20 protein-coding genes are annotated in these 21,328 nt (G+C 54.1%); 9 read left to right on the plus strand and 11 right to left on the minus strand.

Features of this window, described 5'->3' with window-relative positions:
- Nucleotides 1-149 precede the first annotated feature (149 nt).
- The 5 genes from hisS to Q1L34_RS00225 form a co-directional block, all read right to left on the minus strand.
- A complete protein-coding gene (hisS, locus tag Q1L34_RS00205; RefSeq protein ID WP_004869089.1) occupies nucleotides 150-1,418 on the minus strand; it encodes a histidine--tRNA ligase in 1,269 nt (422 codons plus the stop codon).
- Complete coding sequence (locus Q1L34_RS00210) at nucleotides 1,415-2,767, minus strand: amino acid permease (protein ID WP_015585474.1); 1,353 nt, start codon at nucleotides 2,765-2,767, stop codon at nucleotides 1,415-1,417. Before Q1L34_RS00210 ends, hisS begins: the two co-directional genes overlap by 4 nt.
- 254 nt (nucleotides 2,768-3,021) lie before the next feature.
- The gene (locus Q1L34_RS00215; RefSeq protein WP_004869084.1) at nucleotides 3,022-4,158 is read right to left on the minus strand and encodes a histidine decarboxylase; all 1,137 of its coding nucleotides are present in this window, start codon (nucleotides 4,156-4,158) and stop codon (nucleotides 3,022-3,024) included.
- Nucleotides 4,159-4,195: 37 nt separating this feature from the next.
- Nucleotides 4,196-5,542, minus strand: coding sequence for a histidine-histamine antiporter (gene hdcC / locus Q1L34_RS00220; RefSeq protein WP_004869082.1), 1,347 nt, complete (start codon nucleotides 5,540-5,542; stop codon nucleotides 4,196-4,198).
- A 334-nt stretch (nucleotides 5,543-5,876) separates the two neighbouring features.
- Nucleotides 5,877-6,779 carry a LysR family transcriptional regulator gene (locus tag Q1L34_RS00225; RefSeq protein WP_099144758.1) on the minus strand — a complete coding sequence of 301 codons (903 nt, stop codon included), beginning with the start codon at nucleotides 6,777-6,779 and terminating at the stop codon, nucleotides 5,877-5,879.
- 105 nt (nucleotides 6,780-6,884) lie between these two features.
- Here Q1L34_RS00225 and Q1L34_RS00230 point away from each other — a divergent pair, with 105 nt between their 5' ends.
- From Q1L34_RS00230 to nepI, 3 genes are all read left to right on the plus strand, one after another.
- Nucleotides 6,885-7,337, plus strand: coding sequence for a DUF1198 family protein (locus Q1L34_RS00230; protein WP_004869077.1), 453 nt, complete (start codon nucleotides 6,885-6,887; stop codon nucleotides 7,335-7,337).
- A 114-nt stretch (nucleotides 7,338-7,451) separates the two neighbouring features.
- The gene (locus tag Q1L34_RS00235) at nucleotides 7,452-7,973 is read left to right on the plus strand and encodes an SRPBCC family protein (protein ID WP_327204591.1); all 522 of its coding nucleotides are present in this window, start codon (nucleotides 7,452-7,454) and stop codon (nucleotides 7,971-7,973) included.
- A gap of 153 nt (nucleotides 7,974-8,126) precedes the next feature.
- A complete protein-coding gene (nepI, locus tag Q1L34_RS00240) occupies nucleotides 8,127-9,308 on the plus strand; it encodes a purine ribonucleoside efflux pump NepI (RefSeq protein WP_054828988.1) in 1,182 nt (393 codons plus the stop codon).
- Between the two features lie 74 nt (nucleotides 9,309-9,382).
- Here nepI and phnX read toward each other — a convergent pair whose 3' ends face one another.
- Both phnX and phnW read right to left on the minus strand, forming a co-directional pair.
- Entirely contained in the window at nucleotides 9,383-10,192 is an 810-nt protein-coding gene (gene phnX / locus Q1L34_RS00245) for a phosphonoacetaldehyde hydrolase (protein ID WP_015585479.1), read from the minus strand.
- Nucleotides 10,193-10,201: 9 nt separating this feature from the next.
- Nucleotides 10,202-11,305, minus strand: coding sequence for a 2-aminoethylphosphonate--pyruvate transaminase (gene phnW, locus Q1L34_RS00250; RefSeq protein WP_032718431.1), 1,104 nt, complete (start codon nucleotides 11,303-11,305; stop codon nucleotides 10,202-10,204).
- Nucleotides 11,306-11,444: 139 nt separating this feature from the next.
- On the opposite strand from phnW, the gene phnR reads away from it, so the two are divergent.
- The 5 genes from phnR to phnV all read left to right on the plus strand — a co-directional run bounded on the left by phnR (nucleotide 11,445) and on the right by phnV (nucleotide 16,214).
- Nucleotides 11,445-12,164 (plus strand): phosphonate utilization transcriptional regulator PhnR, encoded by a 720-nt coding sequence (gene phnR / locus Q1L34_RS00255; RefSeq protein WP_015585481.1) that lies wholly within the window; start codon nucleotides 11,445-11,447, stop codon nucleotides 12,162-12,164.
- 258 nt (nucleotides 12,165-12,422) lie between these two features.
- Complete coding sequence (gene phnS, locus Q1L34_RS00260) at nucleotides 12,423-13,436, plus strand: 2-aminoethylphosphonate ABC transporter substrate-binding protein (protein ID WP_015585482.1); 1,014 nt, start codon at nucleotides 12,423-12,425, stop codon at nucleotides 13,434-13,436.
- 5 nt (nucleotides 13,437-13,441) lie between these two features.
- Nucleotides 13,442-14,551 carry a 2-aminoethylphosphonate ABC transport system ATP-binding subunit PhnT gene (gene phnT, locus Q1L34_RS00265; protein WP_004869069.1) on the plus strand — a complete coding sequence of 370 codons (1,110 nt, stop codon included), beginning with the start codon at nucleotides 13,442-13,444 and terminating at the stop codon, nucleotides 14,549-14,551.
- A 2-nt stretch (nucleotides 14,552-14,553) separates the two neighbouring features.
- A complete protein-coding gene (gene phnU / locus Q1L34_RS00270; protein ID WP_015585483.1) occupies nucleotides 14,554-15,414 on the plus strand; it encodes a 2-aminoethylphosphonate ABC transporter permease subunit in 861 nt (286 codons plus the stop codon).
- 2 nt (nucleotides 15,415-15,416) lie between these two features.
- The gene (gene phnV / locus Q1L34_RS00275; protein WP_032718430.1) at nucleotides 15,417-16,214 is read left to right on the plus strand and encodes a 2-aminoethylphosphonate ABC transport system, membrane component PhnV; all 798 of its coding nucleotides are present in this window, start codon (nucleotides 15,417-15,419) and stop codon (nucleotides 16,212-16,214) included.
- Between the two features lie 89 nt (nucleotides 16,215-16,303).
- Here the strand turns inward: phnV and Q1L34_RS00280 are convergent, their stop codons facing one another.
- From Q1L34_RS00280 to Q1L34_RS00295, 4 genes are all read right to left on the minus strand, one after another.
- The gene (locus Q1L34_RS00280; protein WP_004869066.1) at nucleotides 16,304-17,689 is read right to left on the minus strand and encodes a carbohydrate porin; all 1,386 of its coding nucleotides are present in this window, start codon (nucleotides 17,687-17,689) and stop codon (nucleotides 16,304-16,306) included.
- Between the two features lie 227 nt (nucleotides 17,690-17,916).
- Entirely contained in the window at nucleotides 17,917-18,219 is a 303-nt protein-coding gene (locus tag Q1L34_RS00285) for a PTS lactose/cellobiose transporter subunit IIA (protein WP_004869065.1), read from the minus strand.
- Nucleotides 18,220-18,353: 134 nt separating this feature from the next.
- The gene (locus Q1L34_RS00290; RefSeq protein WP_004869064.1) at nucleotides 18,354-19,679 is read right to left on the minus strand and encodes a PTS cellobiose transporter subunit IIC; all 1,326 of its coding nucleotides are present in this window, start codon (nucleotides 19,677-19,679) and stop codon (nucleotides 18,354-18,356) included.
- Nucleotides 19,680-19,690: 11 nt separating this feature from the next.
- The gene (locus tag Q1L34_RS00295) at nucleotides 19,691-20,005 is read right to left on the minus strand and encodes a PTS sugar transporter subunit IIB (protein WP_004869063.1); all 315 of its coding nucleotides are present in this window, start codon (nucleotides 20,003-20,005) and stop codon (nucleotides 19,691-19,693) included.
- 294 nt (nucleotides 20,006-20,299) lie between these two features.
- Here Q1L34_RS00295 and Q1L34_RS00300 point away from each other — a divergent pair, with 294 nt between their 5' ends.
- Entirely contained in the window at nucleotides 20,300-21,241 is a 942-nt protein-coding gene (locus Q1L34_RS00300; protein WP_015585487.1) for a LacI family DNA-binding transcriptional regulator, read from the plus strand.
- Nucleotides 21,242-21,328: the final 87 nt, after the last annotated feature.

The following is a 21,328-nucleotide window of genomic DNA, read 5'->3' on the forward strand; positions in this document are numbered from 1 at the left end:
TACTTAATTTAGTGATTGATAATATAAGGAGGGAGGCAGGATGTTTGTTTTATTATGATTGTCTTAATGTTAATCATTCTCACTCCCATATTTGAAGATCTTACAGGAGCTACCAAAAAACGACAAGGGTAGTTTGATAGCTCACTTTTTTATTTGTGACTAATTTCTGAAATCTGTAATTTTACCTGCTCTATACTCATGGATTCTTGCTGATTATTTTGTAAATTCCACAGCCGAAGATTCTCGTCATAATTAATTGTAAGAATGTATTGGCAACCACTTTTAAGCGCATTTTGATGTTGCCGCTTTAATTTCGCGCCGCTGCAATCAGTCAATACGTTTAAACCAGGCAGGTCTCTGCGTAACTGACAAGCCAGCATCTGTGCGCGGATACCACCATCATTTAGCTCGCTGGTAATAGCAATATCAGGTGCCGATTGCCATTGTGGGTTCTGGCCGTCACAAACGGTTTGTAGCAGCAAGAGTAAGCGTTCGATACCGATGGCAAAACCACATGCGGGAAGTTTCTTGCCGCTAAACAGTTCTGCGAGGCCATCGTAGCGGCCACCACCACAAACGGTACCCTGAGACCCTAAATCATCAGTAACCCATTCGAAGACCGTCCGAGAGTAATAATCTAAGCCGCGTACCAGGCGGGGGTTAATTTGATAGGTAATTCCTGCATTATCCAAAATCGTCCGTAGGGTATCAAAATGCTGGCGAGACTCTTCACCTAAAAAATCAAGCAGACGTGGAGCATGTTCAATAACGTTCTGAAGGTCAGGATTTTTACTGTCGAGAATACGTAAGGGGTTGATGGCAAGACGTTTCACGCTATCTTCATCGAGCATAGCGGCATGCTGAGTGAACCATTTGACCAGCTCTTCGCGGTGCGCCTGCCGTTCTGCGGAGGTGCCGAGGGAGTTTATTTCAAGGCGGACGTTCTGAGTAATATTTAAATCTTCAAAGAGATCCCGAACCATAAAAATGAGCTCGGCATCCACGTCGGCGCCGGACATGCCGAATGCTTCGATGCCAAATTGTGTAAACTGGCGCAAGCGGCCTTTTTGCGGACGCTCATAGCGAAACATCGGTCCTTGATACCACAAGCGCTGTGACTTGTTGTAACACATATTGTTTTCCAGCACGGCACGCATACAGCCGCTGGTTCCTTCAGGTCTAAGAGTGATATGTTCACCACTTTTATCTGTGAAATCATACATTTCTTTTGAAACGATATCGGTCGCCTCACCCACCGCTCGTTCGAACAGCGTCACGGGTTCGAGCAGTGGCAACCGCATCTCCTGATATCCGTAACGAAATGCCATATGGTGGAGCTTTCTTTCCAGCCACTGCCACATGGGGGTTTCATCGGGAAGAACGTCTCTCATACCTCGTATAGCCTGGATCTTGTTCATGACAACTCCTTACTTAAATTAGAAAAAGAGGGTTTTGTTGGGCGTGTTTCTGAGACGTCATTTTTTTGACGATGACGCCTGGCAATGTAGAAAAGATAAAGAGGGAGAGTGGCCAGCTGTAAAACGATTCCCCACACCACCGTTGCCGAACTTTCTGTCATAAGGGCTAATGTGATGAAACAAAGCGCAACGAAGCTGAGGCAGCAGTAGCAATAGAAGTTTGTATGTTTCTTCTGGCGATTGATGACCATCATTACCGGGAGTGAAATGGCAGCGAAAGCGTAGGGTAGAAGGCTGGCGGAGATGGCCAGGGTAATAATGGTTTTGAACTGGCTTTGTAAATCGGGTGACAGCGTTAGCAGCAGGAGCAGGGTCATCAAAGATGCAGTGAAAACGAGCCCTGCCCACGGAACACCATGACGGTTTATTCGGGCAAAAAAATCCGGTAAAAGTCCATCCTCTGCGGCGGCTCTGGGGACTTCTGTCTGGAGAATTTGCCAGCCAGGCATTGCGCCAAGACAGGCGATAACCACCATAGCGGAAATCAGAGAGCCGGCGACTTTCCCCCACATCGCGGCAGCGCTGTCGGCAAAGGGGGAGGATGAATTCACCAGAACATCATGTGGCAGTATGCCCATCATGACATTGGTGGATGTGGCATAGCATAACCCCGCAATGGCTAAGCCCAGTAAGGTCGCCAGAGGGACGGTGCGACGGGGATTTTTTACCTGCCCAAAAGAGACTGATGCCGATTCAATACCGAGGAATCCCCATAACGATATCGTGGCGGCGTTGATAATGGCCTGCAGGTCGCTATGGTTACTGACATTCCAGCTCATCTGATAACGCCCGGCATCAAAATGCCACCAGCCCAGCATACCGATGCTCAGGATGACCACCACCATGCACCCACCGGTAAACAGCTGAGCGTATCCCACCAGCTTTGCACCTCTTAATCCCCACAGGACAGAGAGCCATAACAAGATAATACAAGCGCTGGTGCCGTAGAGGGGGTTATGCAGTGCGGGGAAGAAATAGGAGAGATAGCCCACGCCGGCAAGTAGCAAGGCGCAATTGCCAATCCACGTTGAAAGCCAGTAAAACAGGGTCATTTGCAGGCCAACGAAAGGGCCAAAACTCGCCGTTATACTGGCAATAATTCCCCCATTTCGTGGAAATAACTCACTCATTTTGCAAAAGATGAGTGCCAGTGCAGTAATGGCTAAAAAAGCGACCCCCCATCCCCACACGGAAATCGCACCGATACGTGCGAGTGTGGCGGGCAGCATAAAGACCCCGCTTCCCATCATATTTGATGCTGTCATCACGGTCAGGGCAAGCAGGCCCATCTGATTGGTTCTCGCGCAGCATTTACTCATGCCAGTCCCCATTAGGTGGATGATGAAAAACAGTCGCAGCGGAGTCTGATGTCTCCCCGGCGAATGTCTCAGGCACAATTTTGTCGTTACAACATATCGACAAAGCGGTAATCTGAATTAAGGCTCCGTAGAAACAGAGCCTGAAGGACGCACCGATATTGATTGGTCTCGGCATCGGTGACGTCTGTCCTGGAGGGCAGTGAGTGATTATCACTGCCCTTTTACTATGCGGCCTGTTTTTTCAGGTCGGCGATCACGTCATCAATCAGTGCATCAATTTTGCTGGAATCAAGGTGGTGCGCGGTGGCGATGAGGTGGGCAATATCGCCAGATGTAGCAAGACAGTGTTTCTTCCAGACGGCCTCTGATGGGCAAGGGAAGACGACGGTGATGGAGTTTTTGTTGCGCCAGGCATCAATTCCCGCGGACTGAAAACGGTCAACGGCATATTGCGCCATATTCAGGCTGCGTTCGATGCGACGCCGCCACTCCTCCCATGAATGGCTACGAATTGCCTCCCACATCATGAGTGGGGTATGACCGTTACGCGAACCTGAAATGGTTTTATCGTGAGCAGAAATATAATCAATCTCTACAGAGATCCGATCGACATTTTTCTTTTTAGCAACAACAATGCCGCAAGGAATCGGTGAGCCAATCATTTTGTGTCCGGAAACACCAATGGAATCAATGCCATCTGCGAAGTTAAACGGCTGTGGATTATCCACAAAAGGTAAGATCATTCCGCTCAGCGCCGCGTCAGCGTGAAGATAATAATCTTTGCGCTCAATGCCCAGTTCGCTAATTGATTGCTGAATGATGGCAATATTATCAATAGCTCCGCGAACGGTAGTCCCGATATTTGCAAAAATAATGGGGTGCTTTTCATTGTCGCGTTTTATTTTTTTGATTAAATCGGCATAATCCATCTCACCATTGGGCTGCGATTCAACAAGCGTCGATTTTATGCGCAACAGCTTGACGATTTTTGCCACGGAGTAATGGGTATCTTTCGAGTAGTATAGTGTACCGTTGGGGAAAATCTCCCGACCCAGATAGCAGCCAAACATATTGCCTTCGGTACCGCCATTGGTCACATACCCCCAGCTTTCTTCAAATGGGATTTTAAATAGCTGGGCGAAATACTCCATGACCTCTTTTTCAAAATCAAAGGAGTTTAATAAGTAGTTGCAGTATTCCCCCCAGTCACCACAGTTGTTGATTGAGAAGCGCATGAAACGTTCAAGGATGGTGTAATCAAAATCTGCCGATTCAGGATATCCGATATTAAAATATTGGTTTTTTACACAATATGACCAGAAAGAATCAAGTTTATTTTGATCGCTAATGGATAATGTCATTTTAAACTCCTTGGTGTTCTTATTTATATATCTGGATTTACTTGTCTAAATAGAGAGTGGTTTGGCCTTTTTTGCTTTTTCCTGCAGCCACGAAAGAAAATAAAGGAATAGTCACCATCATCATAAGTATTCCCCAGAACATGGAATCGCTACCTGACCCCAGTAAGGCGAAAATACAGTAGATCATGCCAATGACGACAAGCGTGCAGTAAAACATAAAGGTGCTGCCGCGGTTCATTTTCTTTGATACGAGAATGATCGGTAAGGAGATCAATGCATACATATACGGGAGCAAAGAAGCGAATACTGACATTAAGATAATGACTTCAAACTGCTTGGCGAGGTTTGGTGAGGCGGTAAGCAGTAATACAATGCTCATCAGAATACCGGTGAAAATAAGACTTTTCATCGGGACATCCTGTTTATTGGTGTCAGAGAAAAATTTCGGGAACAGGCCTTGCTGAGCACCTGCACGTGGCCCTTCTGACTGCAAAATGAGCCAACCCGAGATTGAGCCGAAGCAGGCAATAATACTCAAGGCGGAGGCAATGTTACCCGCCATATTACCGAACATGTAGCGCGCGGCGTCTGCGAATGGCGCAGCCGAGGTGATCAGAACATGATGCGGAACCAGGCCCATGATGACGGTGCAACTCCCGACATAGCATACAGAGGCGATAAGCAGTCCCATTACCGTCGCACGAGGTACGGTACGCTCAGGATTTTCAACTTGCCCTGTTGAGACGACAGCAGATTCAATTCCTAAGAATCCCCAGAGAGCAATCGAGGATGCAGAAATAATTGCGGAGGAATTACTGCGCCCGGTCGCATTATAAACTTCGGAATACATTTCTGGGTTAAACCAGAACCAACCCACCAGGCCCACGCCTAAAATAACGACAAGGCCACAGGTTGCGGTGAAGGACTGTGCCCGACCGGCGACCCTGGCACCGAAACTCGCAAGGAATACAAATGCCCACAAAATAATAATGGCAGCGATACAGCCATAGACCGGGTTTTTTAATTCAGGGAAAAAGAAACTTAGATATCCAACGCCAGCAACCAGTAAGGCAACATTACCAACCCAGGCGCTTATCCAGTAACAGATGGTAGTTTGAAATCCGATAAATGGCCCAAAAGCATCGCTGGCATAAGCAACGATCCCTCCGGTTCGTGGTGTAATGAGACTGGTTTTAGCAAACACTAATGCGAGGGCAATAACACCGATAATGGTAAATACCCATCCCCATATTGAGATAGAACCAATGCCTGCTAAATTAGTTGGTAACATAAATACACCTGACCCCATCATATTCGATGCGGTCACTAATGTCAGGGCAATGACTCCCATTTTATGAGCAGAGCCTGAGCTAACTGTTCCCATAATGGTTTCCTATTAATTTTGAATTTTACGATAAGTGAAAGTTCGTACTGAAGTCGGGGGTATTTTTATCAACGAGAAGGTGCTTTTTTTGTGATGGGGGTCAAAAATGAGTATTAAGTAGATTATTAAACGCTGAAGATCTGGTGGTTATTTGTTCAATTGTGGCGCAATTGACTCTGTCCCCTTTTATTTAAACTATTTGTGCCGCGGTTTTATAATGCTAAGGCGCCGCTGCGACATGAACAGATAAAAGGGCTGAAGCAACGGTTGTGTTAAATAATATGCGTTCATGTGCCTGTTTGTGGTTTATTTTGTTTCTTTTTAATCTGTTTATTTACTTTTGCTGATTAGTCCTGAACAACAGCTCCCTCAGCCACTGTTGCGCCGGGTCGCGATGGCTACGTTCATGCCAGGCCATGCTTTTGCTAAATCCGGGTATTGTCAGCGGCGGCGGGGCGATGCGCATCCCGTCGGCCATCTTCGCCAGCCGGCGCGGCACCACGGCTATCATGTCGCTGATCGCCAGAATCTCGGGCAGCACCAGAAAACTACTCACCGACAGCCCCACTCGCCGCGAACGTCCCAGCGCCGCCAGCGCCTCATCGGTTACGCCACGAAAGCTATCGCCTTGCCAGGAGACCAGCACATGTTCCAGCGAGCAGAAAAGATCGAGGGTTAACGGCGCGGCGGCCAGCGGATGGTCTGCCCGCATCAGACACACGTACTCTTCCTGATACAGCGTCCGGCTGTGGAGATCGGGCGGCGTGGAATGAGGCGTCAGCAGTGCAATATCGACATCACCCCGCTCGGTCTGGGCAAAGAGCATCTGCGGAGAGTCCGGAATAACGCGAACGCGAATGCACGGCGCCCGTGTTTTCAGCGCGGCGATAAACGGCACGATCGCCGCTTTGAGCGCGTAGTCGGTCGCCGCCATTGTCCAGGTAAAATCCGCCTGTAGAGGGTCGAAGGTGGCCGGATAGAGCAGCGCTTCGGCATCCGCCAGCAGCTGCTTAACCGGCGAAGCCAGCGCCTGCGCGCGCAGAGTCGGCACCATACCGTGTGGGGCGCGGATAAACAGCGGGTCGTTAAAGGCTTCCCGCAGCCGGGTAAGCATGCCGCTGACCGCCGGCTGCGTCAGGGAAAGCCGCGTCGCAGCCCGGGTAACGCTGCGTTCATCGAGCAGGGCATCCAGCGCTTTCAGCAGATTCAGATCGAGGTTTCTGATATCAGATTTCATGATGAAGGTCCGCAGCGGCGATAAGTCACATTATGGTATGCCGGGGAGTCGACAGCGCGCAAATTCCCATTATGATAGTGGGGCTGCGGTAGATTGAGAGGAAGCATGATCTGGTTAGGATTAGCCACGCTGGTGGTTGTATTTGTTGTCGGTTTTCGGGTGCTTACCTCTGATTCACGCCGTGCTATTCGCCGCTTGAGCGAACGGTTAGCCATTACCCCGGTGCCGCTGGAGTCAATGATCGATCAGCTGGGAAAAACCGCCGGAAATGAGTACCTTCATTACCTTGAGCGCCCCAATGAGGCGCATCTGCAAAACGCCGCCCAGGTCCTGTTGATCTGGCAGGTGGGAATCGTGGATAGCGGTGAACAGAACCTGCACTACTGGTATCGTCTGATGCAAAAGGCCCGCCTGGCCGCGCCAATTACCGATGCGCAGATCCGTCTGGCACAAGGATTTCTGCGCGAGCTGGACCCGGATCTGAGCGAGATTGTCGCCCTCCAGCAGCGCTATAACGCGCTGTTTTTACCCGAAGACGGCGTGCACTGGCTGCATTGATATCACGGTACGTGATATTCACCATCAATGATGGTGATTAGATTTATATCACTTCCGGACAGATGATAGATCTCGTGAAATCACATAGTTACGAGGTCTTTTATGACACAGTCAATGCAACAAAGCGCCATCGTCTGGCCGGAAGCATACCTGCCCGGTACCACCGATAACTTCGCCTCCAACGAAATCATTGTCAGCGGCCTGACGGCGGCAGATGTCTGGGCGCAGCTCAACGACACCACGCTGTGGCCAACCTATTACAGTAACGTGGCCGATATCCATTTTCATGATGGTAGCGGACCGATGCTGAGCGCCAACGCCCGCTTCCGGTTCGCCACTTTTGGCTTCCCGATTGAAGCGCAGGTCACCGAATATGTTCCGCCGGTGGCCGGGCAGGCGGCGCGCATCGCCTGGCACGGCTGGGCAGAAGGCGATGAAACCACGCGTCTGGACGTGATTCATGCCTGGCTGTTCGAAGACTTACCCGGCAATCGCGTGCGCATTCTGACTCAGGAGTCGCAAAAAGGCGTACCGGCACGGACCCTGGCGCAGACGCTACCGAACCCGATGATCAATGGTCACCAGGAGTGGATTTGCGGCCTGGCCACGGCGGCGAGAAAAGCGCTGCGCGCTTGATGCTGCTGTCTGAGCGTTGGCGAGCCTCGTCTGACCGGCTCGCCACCTCATCAGCCACAATAATCAAGTTTGAAGTTGTCAAAACGTTAAATTAGTCACACACAAAATGTTACACTGCGCAGCTTTTCCGCCATTCAACCTTGCAGGTAACTGATGACTCCTCTGAATGAAGCCAAACAACATGCCAGCGAACACGCGCGGCCAAACTGGTCGGCGGTCTTCGCGGTGGCCTTCTGCGTGGCCTGCCTGATTACCGTTGAGTTTTTACCGGTGAGTTTGCTGACGCCGATGGCCCAGGATCTGGGGATCTCTGAAGGGCTGGCCGGCCAGTCGGTCACCACCACGGCGTTTGTGGCGATGTTCGCCAGCCTGTTTATCACCTCCATGATTCGCAGTACCGATCGCCGCTATGTGGTGATTCTCTTCTCGGTTCTGCTGACGGTATCCTGTCTGCTGGTCTCTTTCGCCAATAGCTTTGCGCTGCTGCTGGTGGGCCGAGCCTGTCTCGGGCTGGCGCTGGGCGGCTTCTGGGCGATGTCCGCCTCGCTGACGATGCGCCTTGTCCCGATGCGAGTGGTGCCAAAAGCGCTATCGGTTATCTTTGGCGCGGTGTCGATTGCGCTGGTGATTGCCGCGCCGCTGGGTAGCTTTCTGGGCGGCGTTATCGGCTGGCGTAACGTCTTTAATGCGGCGGCGGTGATGGGCGTACTCTGTACGCTTTGGGTACTGAAGGTGCTGCCCTCTTTACCCGGCGAAGCGCCGCATCAACAGCAAAATATGTTCGGCCTGCTGAAACGCCCCGGTGTGATGGCCGGGATGTGCGCCATCTTTATGGCCTTTGCCGGGCAGTTTGCCTTCTTTACCTATATTCGTCCGGTCTATATGACCCTCGCCGGTTTTGATGTTGATGGCCTGACGTTAGTCTTGCTGAGCTTCGGTATTGCCAGCTTTATCGGTACCTCGCTGTCGTCGGTCATCCTCAGGCGCTCGGTGAAGGCGGCCTTAACGGCTGCTCCGCTGGTACTGGCGACAAGTGCGACGGTGCTGGTGCTGTGGGGGGAAAGTCAGGTGGTGGCATCGGCGGTGGCGATAATCTGGGGCTTTGCTTTTGCATTGATTCCGGTTGGGTGGTCAACGTGGATCACCCGCTCGCTCTCCGACCAGGCGGAGAAGGCCGGATCGATCCAGGTGGCGGTCATTCAGCTGGCCAATACCTGCGGTGCGGCGGTAGGTGGCGTGGCGCTGGATCATCTTGGCCTGCTATCGCCGCTGGTAATTTCCGGCGCGTTGATGCTGTTGACCGGCCTGCTGGTGGCTGTCAAAGTCCGGGTGTAGTCGGGACTGCGTTTCACGGACGAGGCAACCCGGGCAGGATGCGTATGACGCCGCCCGGGAACAGGCAGTGAAATCTATGGGCGTTCGCCTTTTGCCAGACGGGCGTTAATATCGGCAATTACTTCCGGCAGGTCGGCCAGCGTATCAACCACATAATGCGCTCCCGCGGCATACAGCTTGCTTGCTGCACTCTCGCGGCGGGTGGCGATCTCTGCCGTCGTCATTGCCTGATATTCTTCCCAGGTGGCGCCAAACTCGTTGCCGGACACCGCCAGGCCGACGCTCCACATGCCGGCGTTCAGCCCTTCGGTAATCCCTGGAGCAGCATCGTCCACCTTCACACAGTGAGCGACGGCATCAATACCCAGAGCAATGACGTTTTGCAACGCCATCCACGGGCCTGGACGGCCGCCGGCGGCGAGGTCGTCGGTGGCGACCCAGTAGTCCGGCGCATAGCCCTGGGCGGCGGCGGCGGGCACCAGCTTCTCCATCACCGGGCGCGGGTAGCCTGAACAGGAACCCACTTTCAGCCCTTCAGCACGCAGTGCGGAAATCGTCTCAACAACCCCGGCAATCGGTGCAGAAAAGTCGACAACTTTGGCGATTTGCAGCGGCATAAACGCGGCGTAAATCGCATCAATATCAGCCGCGGTCATCGCCCGGCCAAATTTCGCCTGCCAGCGGGCATCCACGGAAGGTAATTTACCCAGCGCTTCAATATGTTGCCACTTGCCGAGCCCCATCGGTACGCGGGCTTCTGCCAGGGTGATATCAACATCAAATGCCTGATGAAAGGCCTCGACGAAAATTTGCGTCGGCGCAAATGAGCCGAAATCCACGGTGGTGCCAGCCCAGTCAAGGATCAGTGCGGTAATACGGTTCATGGCGGTTCCTTAGTGAGTCCAGTACATGGCGTTGTCGATAGCGGTCAGCAGGGCGGTAATGTCGGCGGCATACACCTCGCCAATATTGCCAATACGGAAACAGTCGCTCTGAGAGACTTTGCCCGGGTAGATAACGAAGCCCTGCTCTTTCAGCTTCTGATAGAACGCGTTGAAGCGGTACTGCGGCGCGTCCGGAGAGTAAAACGCGGTAATGATCGGTGAGTGCAGGCTGTCGTCCAGCAGCGGCTGGAAGCCCAGCGCACGCATCCCGGCGACCAGACGGCGCTGGTTGGCGCTATAGCGCTGGTGGCGTGCGACCACGCCGCCCTCTTCGGCCAGCTCTTTCAGCGCCTGGGCAAAAGCCAGCACGGTGTGGGTGGGGGAGGTAAAGCGCCATTTTCCATGGTTATCTTCCATGCATCGCCACTGGGCATACAGATCCAGAGACAGCGAGCGCGAGCGGCCTTTACAGGTCTCCAGTTCGCTCACGCGGGCAATGACGAAAGCGAATCCCGGCACGCCCTGAATGCATTTGTTGGCAGAGCTAATCAGGTAATCGATGTTCAGCGCGGCGATATCCAGCGGAATACCGCCGAAGCTGCTCATGGCATCCACGATGTAGCGTTTACCATAGCGCTGCGCCAGTACCGCCACCTCTTCGATGGGGTTAAGCATCCCGGTCGTGGTTTCGCTATGAACCATGGCAATATGGGTGATCGCCGGGTCCGTCTGGAGGATCCGTTCGATCGCTGCGACGTCTGGACGGGCGACTTCGCCGCAGTCATACGGGTGACAGGCAACGCCCATCATTTCCGCCATTTCAATCATCCGCGCCCCGTAGGCCCCGTTGCTGATGATCAGCACTTTGCCCTGCGGGCCGATTGCGCTCCCGAGTACCGCTTCGACCGCGTAACTGCCGCTGCCCTGCAGCAGAACCGAGGTGTAGCCTTCGGCCGGGGTAGCCAGCCGTACCAACTGCTGGCGAATGGTTTGTACTACGCCGAGATTGTAATCATCATCCCAGGTACAGCTATCGAACAGCATGGCCTCTTTTACCGTACGGGAGGTGGTCAGCGGGCCGGGGGTCAGCAGCAGGTAATTGCGTGAAGTCATTTATCTCACCATTGGTCTATACCAGATTGATATTATGATGCTGATAAGAGATGCCAAAGGTCAAAGAAAAGATCGTGCTGCAACAAAAAATTCATCTCCATGGGTATAATGGCGCTATCAAATCTGTTTGCGAGTCAACATGAAATCACCCTCTGGCGAAACGCCGCAATACCTGCTGATTAAGGCGCAATTACAGGCTCGTATCGAAAACGGGGCGTTAAAAAGCGGCGATAAACTGCCCTCAGAACGCGAGCTGTGCGCTATTTTCAATACCACGCGGATTACGGTGCGCGAGAGCCTGGCGCAGCTGGAAGCCAGCGGCGTGATTTATCGTGCAGATCGCCGCGGTTGGTTTGTGACCCCCGAGCGCCTGTGGCTGGATCCGACGCAAAACACCAACTTCCATAAGCTATGCCTGGAGCAGGGGCGAGAGCCGAAAACGGTTTTGCTAAACGGTCGGTTGGCCGCGGTGCCGCTTGATGTGATGGCGCCGCTGGCGCTACAGCCGTTCGATCAGGTTTATCTGCTGACGCGCCTGCGGTATGCCGACGGACGGGCGATTTGCTACAGCGAAAACCACTGCCTGCCGGCGCGAGTGCCGGAGCTGCTGCGTCACGATCTGAACGGCAGCCTGACCGAGATTTATCAGGCTCATTACGACCTGATATATACCAGTATGCATTTGTCATTCTATCCAACCTCCATGCCACCGCAGGCGGCGGAGGCGCTGGGGGTGATGGAAGGGCGTCCGGCACTGCTGCTGCGCCGTCTGAATTACGATCAGCACGGGCGTATCCTGGATTACGATATCGAGTACTGGCGTCACGATAGCCTGCGCATCGAAGTCGATACCCACTAATTTTGTTGTTCCTGTGAGGCGCTCCCCGGCGGCATTACGCTGACCGGGGCTCCGGTTCACCACCGTCAGGCCGGCCTGACAAGGCGCGGCTGGCGCCGCCTCCAGGGGAAATGCCTGCATCGGTTTTACCCCGTCGCTCTCCTTCCGCCTTTCATCTTTTTGACACCGCGCATTCATCGTTTTGTCATAAATCCCCGGTAGCGTGACAATCAATCTGGTATAGACCATTTAAAATCACCATCCGATGAGGCTTACACGATGAAACTTTCCCGACTTGCTCTGCTGTCCGTTTTCGCGCTGACCAGTTCCCCGGTTTGGGCCGATGGGGTGGTCACCGTTTATTCCGCTGATGGCCTGCATGACGGCGATAACAGCTGGTATCAGAACCAGTTCGACGCCTTTACCAAAGCGACGGGCATCAAAGTGCAGTATGTGGAAGGCGGCTCTGGCGCAATCGTTGAGCGGCTGGCGAAGGAGCGTACCAACCCGCAGGCCGACGTGCTGGTAACCGTTCCGCCGTTTATCCAGCGTGCCAGCAAAGAAAATCTGTTGGCTGAGTTTACGCCGCAGGGCAGCGAACACATTCCCGGCGCCAATGCCCGTTACTCGCCGCTGGTGAATAACTACCTGACTTTTATCTACAACAGCCAACTGCTGAAAACCGCCCCGGCCAGCTGGCAGGAACTGCTGGACAGTCGCTACAAAAACAAATTGCAGTATTCGACGCCGGGCCAGGCCGGTGACGGTACTGCGGTAATGCTGCAGGCCTTTCACAGCCTCGGCGGCAAAGAGGCCGGGTTTGCCTATCTCGGGAAACTGCAGGCCAATAACGTCGGCCCGTCCGCCTCTACCGGCAAGCTGACCGCGTTAGTGAATAAAGGTGAACTGTTTGTGGCGAACGGCGACCTGCAGATGAACCTGTCGCAAATTGCGCGAAACCCGAATGTGAAAATCTTCTGGCCGGCGGACGATAAGGGCGAGCGCAGCGCGCTGGCCCTGCCGTATACCATTGGTCTGGTCCAGAACGGGCCGCAGAGTGAAAACGGTAAAAAGCTGATTAACTTCCTGCTTGATAAGCAGGCGCAAAGCAGCGTCAGCGCGCTCTCCTGGGGCCTGCCGGTGCGTAGCGATGTGACGCCAACCGACAGTAACTATCGGGCGGCAAAAGCGGCGCTCGACGGCGTGACAAGCTGGGAACCGAACTGGGACGATGTTGCCGTATCGCTATCGGCGGATATTGCCCGCTGGCATAAAGTGACCGACAGCGAGTAAGCCTGATGTTGATGAAAACGACTGCCTCCCACTCCCCGTCAATGACGGGGACTTCGGGGATAACCCTCGATTCTCTGCGCGTTGCGTACCACGGGAACGTGGTACTAAAACCGCTGTCGCTGACCATTGAGCCGGGCGAAGTACTGGCGCTGATTGGCCCCTCTGGATCCGGAAAAACCACGGTACTGCGGGCCATTGCCGGGTTTGTACAGCCGGCGGGTGGACGCATTTTGATTGGTGATACGGATGTGACCGGGCTGCCGCCTTACAAGCGCGGTCTTGCCATGGTGGTACAAAACTACGCTCTGTTTCCGCATATGAAGGTCGAGGATAACGTCGCCTTCGGTCTGCGGGCACAAAAGCAGCCGAAAGCGTCGATCGGTGAACGGGTGACCGAAGCGTTGAAAATTGTGGGCATGGCCGAGTACGCCACGCGCTACCCGCACCAGCTCTCCGGCGGCCAGCAGCAGCGCGTCGCCATTGCGCGAGCCATTGCCGTTCGCCCGCGGGTGCTGCTGCTCGATGAGCCGCTCTCGGCGCTGGATGCGCAAATTCGCCACAACATGGTGGAAGAAATAGCCCGTCTGCATCGCGAGCTACCGGAGCTAACCATTCTTTATGTCACCCACGATCAGACCGAAGCGCTGACCCTGGCGGATAAGATTGGCATTATGAAAGACGGGTCAATGATTGCGCATGGAGAAACGCACCGGCTTTACCATTATCCGCCTAACCGCTTCAGTGCCGAATTCCTCGGCCGCGCCAATATTCTGCAGGCCACGGCGCTGACGGATACCTCCGGCCCAGGGCTGGTCAGCGCCAGCTGCGGCGGCGGGTTGGTTCAGGCTTTCAGCCAGGGCGGACAGCATGGTAATAACAAGCTGCTGTGCATTCGCCCGCAACATATGAGCCTGGCGCCGCGCTCGGCGGCCAGCAACCGGCTTTATGCCACGCTGACGTCAGTACACTGGCAGGGGGATTTGACCCATCTGCTGTGCGACGTGGCCGGCGAATCGGTGCGTATCGTAATGACGCATGTTAATCCGCTGCCGCGCGCGGGCGATAAGCTGGCGCTCTACTTTGAACCCAACGATGCGGTCCTGATTGAGGTGTAATGATGTCGCAGACGTTAACGCTGTCGCGCCCGCTGCCGAACCTGCGTCCCTTCCTGTGGCTCCTGTTGCCGCTGCTGGTGCTGGCGACGCTGTTTTTCTACCCGCTGCTGCTGATCGCCGAACAGGCGTTGCGCGATACCCGCGGCCATTTGAGCCTCGGGACGTTCTGGCAGGTAATGGAGTCCCGCCGCTTTATCGGCGCCTTGCTAAATACTTTGCAAATTGCGGTTTTTGCCACGCTTGGCTGTCTGGTGCTGGGCAGCCTGATGGCGGTGATTCTGGTGTTTATCCCGTTCCCGGGTAGCCAGCTGATTAGCCGGGTGATTGATACTTTTATCGCCCTGCCGACCTTTCTTATCACCCTCGCCTTCACCTTTATTTATGGCTCGGCTGGCCTGCTGAACGGCACGCTGATGTCGCTGTTCGATTTTGCGCTGCCGCCGGTGGATTTTCTCTATTCGATTCAGGGCGTGATTCTGGCGGAAATCACCGTATTTACGCCGCTGGTCATGCGTCCGCTGATGGCCGGACTGCGGCAAATTGATAAAAGTCAGCTGGAGGCGGCGAGTATTCTCGGCGCCCACCCGTGGCGGGTCATTGCTGAGGTGATTTTCCCGGCGGCGCTGCCGGCGCTGATGGCGGGGGGCAGTCTGTGTCTGCTGTTAACGACGAACGAGTTCGGCATCGTACTGTTTATCGGTGCAAAAGGGGTGAACACCCTGCCGATGATGGTCTACAGCAAGGCGATTCTTGAGTCTGATTACAGCGTGGCCTGCATGATTGCGTTGATTAATATTCTGCTGTCGCTGGGGCTGTTTATGCTCTACCGGCTGGCGGCTGCGCGTACCGGCGTGAGGAGCTAACGATGTTAATTTGGTCGCATAAAGGCCGCGCGGCGGCGGGAACGCTGGCGGTGGTGTTGTTTGCCGGGTTCTTCTTCCTGCCGCTGTCGGTGATCCTGATGTCCAGTCTGAGTCAGCAGTGGAACGGCCTGCTGCCGTCCGGATTTACCTTCGGGCATTTTGTGAATGCGTTTCGCGGAGCGGCCTGGGATTCGCTGTTCTCAAGCCTGGTGGTGGGGTTTTGCGCCAGCTTGTTCGCGTTGCTGTGTGGCATGTGGGCGGCGCTGTCTCTGCGCCAGTTCAGCGCCCGGCTGCAAAAATATCTTGGTCTGGCGTTTTATCTTCCCAGCGCGATTCCTTCCGTGTCGGTGGGGTTAGGGATTCTGGTGGCTTTCAGTCAGGGACCGCTAAGGATGAATGGCACTTTCTGGATTGTACTGGCGGCCCACTTTGTCCTGATTTCGGCATTTACCTTTAGCAACGTCTCCACCGGGCTGGCGCGTATTTCGCCGGATATCGAAAATGTCGCCTCTTGCCTGGGCGCCTCGCCGTGGTATCGCCTGCGCTACGTGACGTTACCGCTGATGACGCCGTGGATGATCTCCGCGCTGGCGCTCAGTCTGTCGCTGTCGATGGGGGAGCTGGGGGCAACGGTAATGATTTATCCGCCGGGTTGGACGACGCTGCCGGTCACCATTTTCAGTCTGACCGATCGCGGGAATATTGCCGATGGCTCGGCGCTGACCATCGTGCTGGCGGGGGTGACGCTGCTGCTGATGATTAAGCTTGAGCGCATCGCTCGCCGATTGAGCCTGAGATAAGATTTCCCCGGTAGCGTGACGCTTACCGGGGGGAAGTACCTTGTCAAGCGGACTGGCGTCACACGCCGCCTCCGAGGCAAGCTATAGCATCAGAACCACGCTTCAAACATGCCGCCGACGTTCAGGGAGTCCAGCTGCTCGTCGCGGGTGCCGTTCACCTTCGCGGTATGGTTATTATCGACCTGACCGCCGGTGACGTAGAAGCGCAGCATCGGACGGAACTCCGGCCCCATCCCGATGGCGATGTTCTGCGACAGCGTCAGCTTCCAGCCGTGGTTATCCCCGCCCTGATCGTAATCAACGCGCTGGTAGCCCGCTTCCAGCCAGGTGGAGTGCACATCGTTCCAGAAGTACATCGGACGGACGATGGCGCCGTAGTTCTTGCGGTTGTCGGTGTTGTCCTTGCTGTTGTCATAGTCATGGAAGGCCAACAGGTATTCGACCTGCGCCTGCCGGGTGAACTTATAGTTACCTTCGAAGCTGGCGTAGACGGTGGTCAACCCGTCCGTTTTGTTGTAAACGCTGTTATCGGCGTTATCGGAATAGCGCAGGATAACTTTGTTCACGCCGCTGTCGTCGCTGTTGGCGTGGCTCAACAGCAGGCCGCCCTGCCAGGCATCAATCTGCGCGTCGTTGTCCACCGCTTTGGAGTCAAAGCCGTAGTTGGCGTAGACCTCGACATCGATGGGGCCGGCCTTAATGTTGTGGGTTTTGGTGGTCAGCGCATAGTGACCGTCGTCGCCGGTCCCGGAGCCGCCGGTACAGGTGATGCGCGACGGGTTAGACTCATCGGCCATGACTTCCGGACTACAGGACTCGACCTGCGAAACCGCGGCGACATCGAACTGAACGCCGCCGATATCGAAGTTTTTCACCCCGGCGCCCTGGCCGTCGTGGTTCATCCAGAAGTAGTCGTTGATCCCCTGCTGTGGACGCTGGTGGAAGTCACGACCGGCCCAGATATAGGCGCCGGGATTGGATGCCAGCACGTTGGTGACGCCAACATAGGCCTTCTTGAGGTTAACTTCGTCGCTCCAGTGGTCGAACATCACATTGATATCCCAGATGGCGCCCTGGCTGCTCTTAAAGGCTTTGGTAATCTGGAACTCGCCGCCGTTGCCTTCGTTACCCAGACGACCAATCGCCGAGGCGCCGTTATAGGAGCCATCGACGCCAACGAACTTCTGATCGCCGCTCTGGAACTGGGCGCCGTAGCGGGCGTAGCCGCTAAACTTCAGACCGAACGGAATCGCCATATCCGGCGAAGCGGCGGTGGTTTGCGGGTTGGTCATGACGTCCACTTTCTTATTGGCGGCGGCATCAATTTTAGTCTGACGATCCGCCAGCGCCTTATCGACGGCTTTCGCCACAATGGCGTCAATTTGTTCCTGAGTAAAATCTTGTGCAAGTACAGAAATTGGACACAGCGCGGCGACGACCGCCATTGCTAATGGCAGCATTTTTACAGTTTTCATCATTATCTCGCTTTTAATAATTCATATATATCCTAAATAGTTCGAGTTGCAGGAAGGCGGCAAGGGAGTGAATCCCGATGAGCTTACTTTGGTCAGTGATTCGGGTAAGCGAGCGCAGCCAACGCACATGCAGCTTGAAATATGACGGATATATTCAGATAATAGCCATCCCGCCAGGATTAGCTGGTGTATTTATTTCGGGCGCAGTTGTTAAGTATTTATATAAATTAACGCTGGTATAAATGAATTAATTCTTCTGAAAATTCACGCGCCAGCAGTGAATTCATTAAATGATCCTGAGCGTGCACCATAATTAACGTCATTGGCTGGTGCGCCTCACCGGCGTCCTGCTCGATGAGCCGGGTCTGCATCAGGTGTGCGCGGCGGGCATAGCCGTCGGCTTCATTCAGGAGTAATTTGGCTTCATTAATATTTCCGCTACGGGCGGCATGTAACGCTTCAAAACATAATGAGCGTGACTGTCCCGCATTCACGATAATTTCCATTACCGCTTCTTCTAGATCAATCATAATATTACCTGAGGTGATTAGCTTTATTATTAAAAGAATATAGCGAAAATTCCTTTTTCGCATTATTCCGGGAATGGTGATGTTTTATTATTTAAATTTTACGGAAAACAGGCCGCCAGCGGTATTTCCCCTGATTACTGGCTAACGGTTTCGGCAACCGGTACGGTATTTTTTGCTTTTTCTACTTCAGTTTTCATTAAAGAGCGTTCATAGGCGCGCAGGAACGGCAGGTAGATAACCGCTGACATCACCATGCAAATGAGGCACATGATGACCGGACTTAATGTCCAGTTAGCCGCCCATGAGGCGCCGACAGGAGCTGGCGTGGTCCATGGCGTCAGCGAGACAACCTGTGTCAGCCAGCCGAGACGGGTGGCGCCATAGGCCAGGATAGCGTTGATCATCGGGACGAAAACGAACGGGATAAACATCATCGGGTTCATAATGATCGGCGCGCCAAACAGGATCGGCTCATTAATATTGAAGAAGCTCGGCACGATGCCCATTTTGCCGATGGTCCGCAGGTGCGCCACGCGGCTACGCAGCAGCAGAAACGCCAGCGGTAAGGTCGACCCGACGCCGCCAATCAGGAGATAGTGGTCCCAGAAACCTTGCAGATAAACGTGCGGCAGGGCGGCACCGGCTGCCAGAGCCGCCTGGTTTGCCGACAGGTTTGCCATCCAGAACGGGTTCATAATGCCGGTGACAATCAGCGAGCCGTGGATCCCGGCAAACCAGAAAATCTGGCACATCAGCACGGAAAGCAGAATCGCGGGCAGGGAGTCGGAAGCGGAGACCAGCGGTGCCAGCAGGTGCATAATCGCCTGCGGCAGAATCATTCCGGTCTGGGCTTCAATAAACAGATTCAGCGGATGCAGGGTACCAATCACCACCAGTACCGGGATGAGAATTTCAAACGAACGGGCGACGCCGGTTGGCACCTCTTTCGGCAGGCGAATGGTGATGTTGTTCTGTTTCAGCCACGCGTAGACGCGGGTGGAGTAAATGGCGGTAATCAGCGCGGTGAAAATTCCCTGACCTGACAGGTACTGCGTCGAGATTTTACCGTCAGCATAAGGGGCCGCCACCAGTAAAAAGGCCATAAATGCCAGCAGGCCGGACATCACCGGGTCGAGTTGAAACTGGCGTCCCAGGCTGGCGCCAATACCGACGGAGATAAAGAAGGTCATCACCCCCATGCTCAGGTTGAACGGCAGCATCAGCTGTTCGCGGTACTGCTGCGAGAAATCCAGCCAGCCGCGGGCAAAACCGTTGGCGGTGTCCGGTGAAAAGGGGGGAAAGATAAATACCAGCATGAAAGAGCCGATGATCATAAACGGCAATGCGGCAGTGAAGCCATCGCGAATAGCGATAACGTACTTCTGCTGCCCAAGGCGTCCTGCCAGCGGAGTAATAGATTGCTCGATCACGGCAATCATGGACTGATACAGAGAGCTCATTTGCACACCTCTTATTGCGCCGGATTAATCAGCGACAGCGCATAATCCAGGACGTTATCTCCCCGTTGCATCCCGTAGTCCATGGCATTAATGGGCTGGACCGGAATATTCAGGGAGGCGGCTTTTTCTGACAACGTTTTCAACATGTATTTCACCTGCGGGCCGAGAAGCACCACCTGGTACTGCGGAAACTGCATGTCAAATTCGGAAACGCCGTAGGCGTCAATCTGCACCGGCAGGTTACGTTCTTTCGCCACGTCGACCATCTTCCTGACCAGTAAACTTGTGGACATCCCGGCAGAGCAGCACAGCATAATCTTGAACATCGACACTCATCCTCAAAATGTAAAAAGTTATTGCGTGGATGATTTGATATCAGACGGAAACCGGTTTCCATTCATAAAAAACAGAACTGTGATGACTGTCAAGATCTTCTCCTTATAGCGCTAATTAATTGGATTTTGCTCACAGATTTCGGCCGGTTTGGCGCTGTTTTTCCATGAAACGGAAAATCGGTTTCCAAATGAAAATGGAAACGGATATACTGGCGATGGTTATAATTGAAGCGATTCAGGGCCGGGGATGTACAGGGATCGGACGGGCCCTGTCAGGGGATAATGATGTCTACAATCAATGATGTATCACGTTTAGCAGGGGTGTCCAAAGCCACTGTCTCTCGGGTATTGAGCGGTTCGCGCGGAGTCAAAGAGGCCAGCCGTCAGGCGGTACTGCAGGCGGCAGAAGAACTCAATTACCGGCCCAATATGATAGCCCAGTCGCTGCTTAGCCAGAGCACCGGCTGTATCGGCGTGATTTGTGCTCAGGATAATATTAATCAAACGACCAGCTATCTGTATGCCCTGGAAAAACAGCTGAGCCTGCATCAGAAGCATCTGCTGCTCCGCTTTGCCAACACGCGCGCCGGCGTGATGAGCGCCCTCGAAGAGCTCAGCTGCGGCCTGTGTGATGATGTGTTGATTATCGGCGCGCGATTTCCATTAAATATTGACCGGCCGGATGTGGCGCTGATTGACTGCCTGGAAAGCGAAGGGGTGAACAATATTCAGTTTGACCACGCATTTGCGGCGGAAACGGCCTGTAACTACCTGATTAGCCAGGGGCGCCGACAGATTGCGCTAATTCATCCTGAAGGGAGCGGCTTTGCCGACCAGGTTTTGCTCGGCTACAAACATGCGCTGGAAAAAAATTTCCTGCCGTTTAATCGCAACCTGGTATTCCTCGACAGCACCTCGCCGTCGGTGGCGGTGCAGGAGCTGGTGAACAATGCGACAACCTTGAATTTCAATGCGTTACTGGTTGCCGATGAGCAACAGGCTCAGCACATTGTGCCGCAGCTGCTGGCGTTCAACCGGGCGGTGCCGGAAAAAGTCATGGTATTCAGCCTGGCCGGATCGTTACAGCTGCCCGGCATTCCGACCATTCCGGCGATTGAGTATTCGATGGACGCCATGGCGGCGCGCATCGTCAGCTGGCTGACGGAAAAAACCCAGATGCTCGGCGGCAGCATGTTGCGCGGTGATTTAATTATTCCGAAGCGCTGAGCGCCCTTCCTGAATCCTGCCGCGTGCGCTTTTCAGGAGGGCCGCCGCGCTGGCACCGTTCGACGGCAAAGCGTTGGCGGCAAAGCT

Source organism: Klebsiella ornithinolytica, assembly GCF_030505655.1.
In the GTDB taxonomy this organism is placed as follows: Bacteria; Pseudomonadota; Gammaproteobacteria; order Enterobacterales; family Enterobacteriaceae; genus Klebsiella; species Klebsiella ornithinolytica.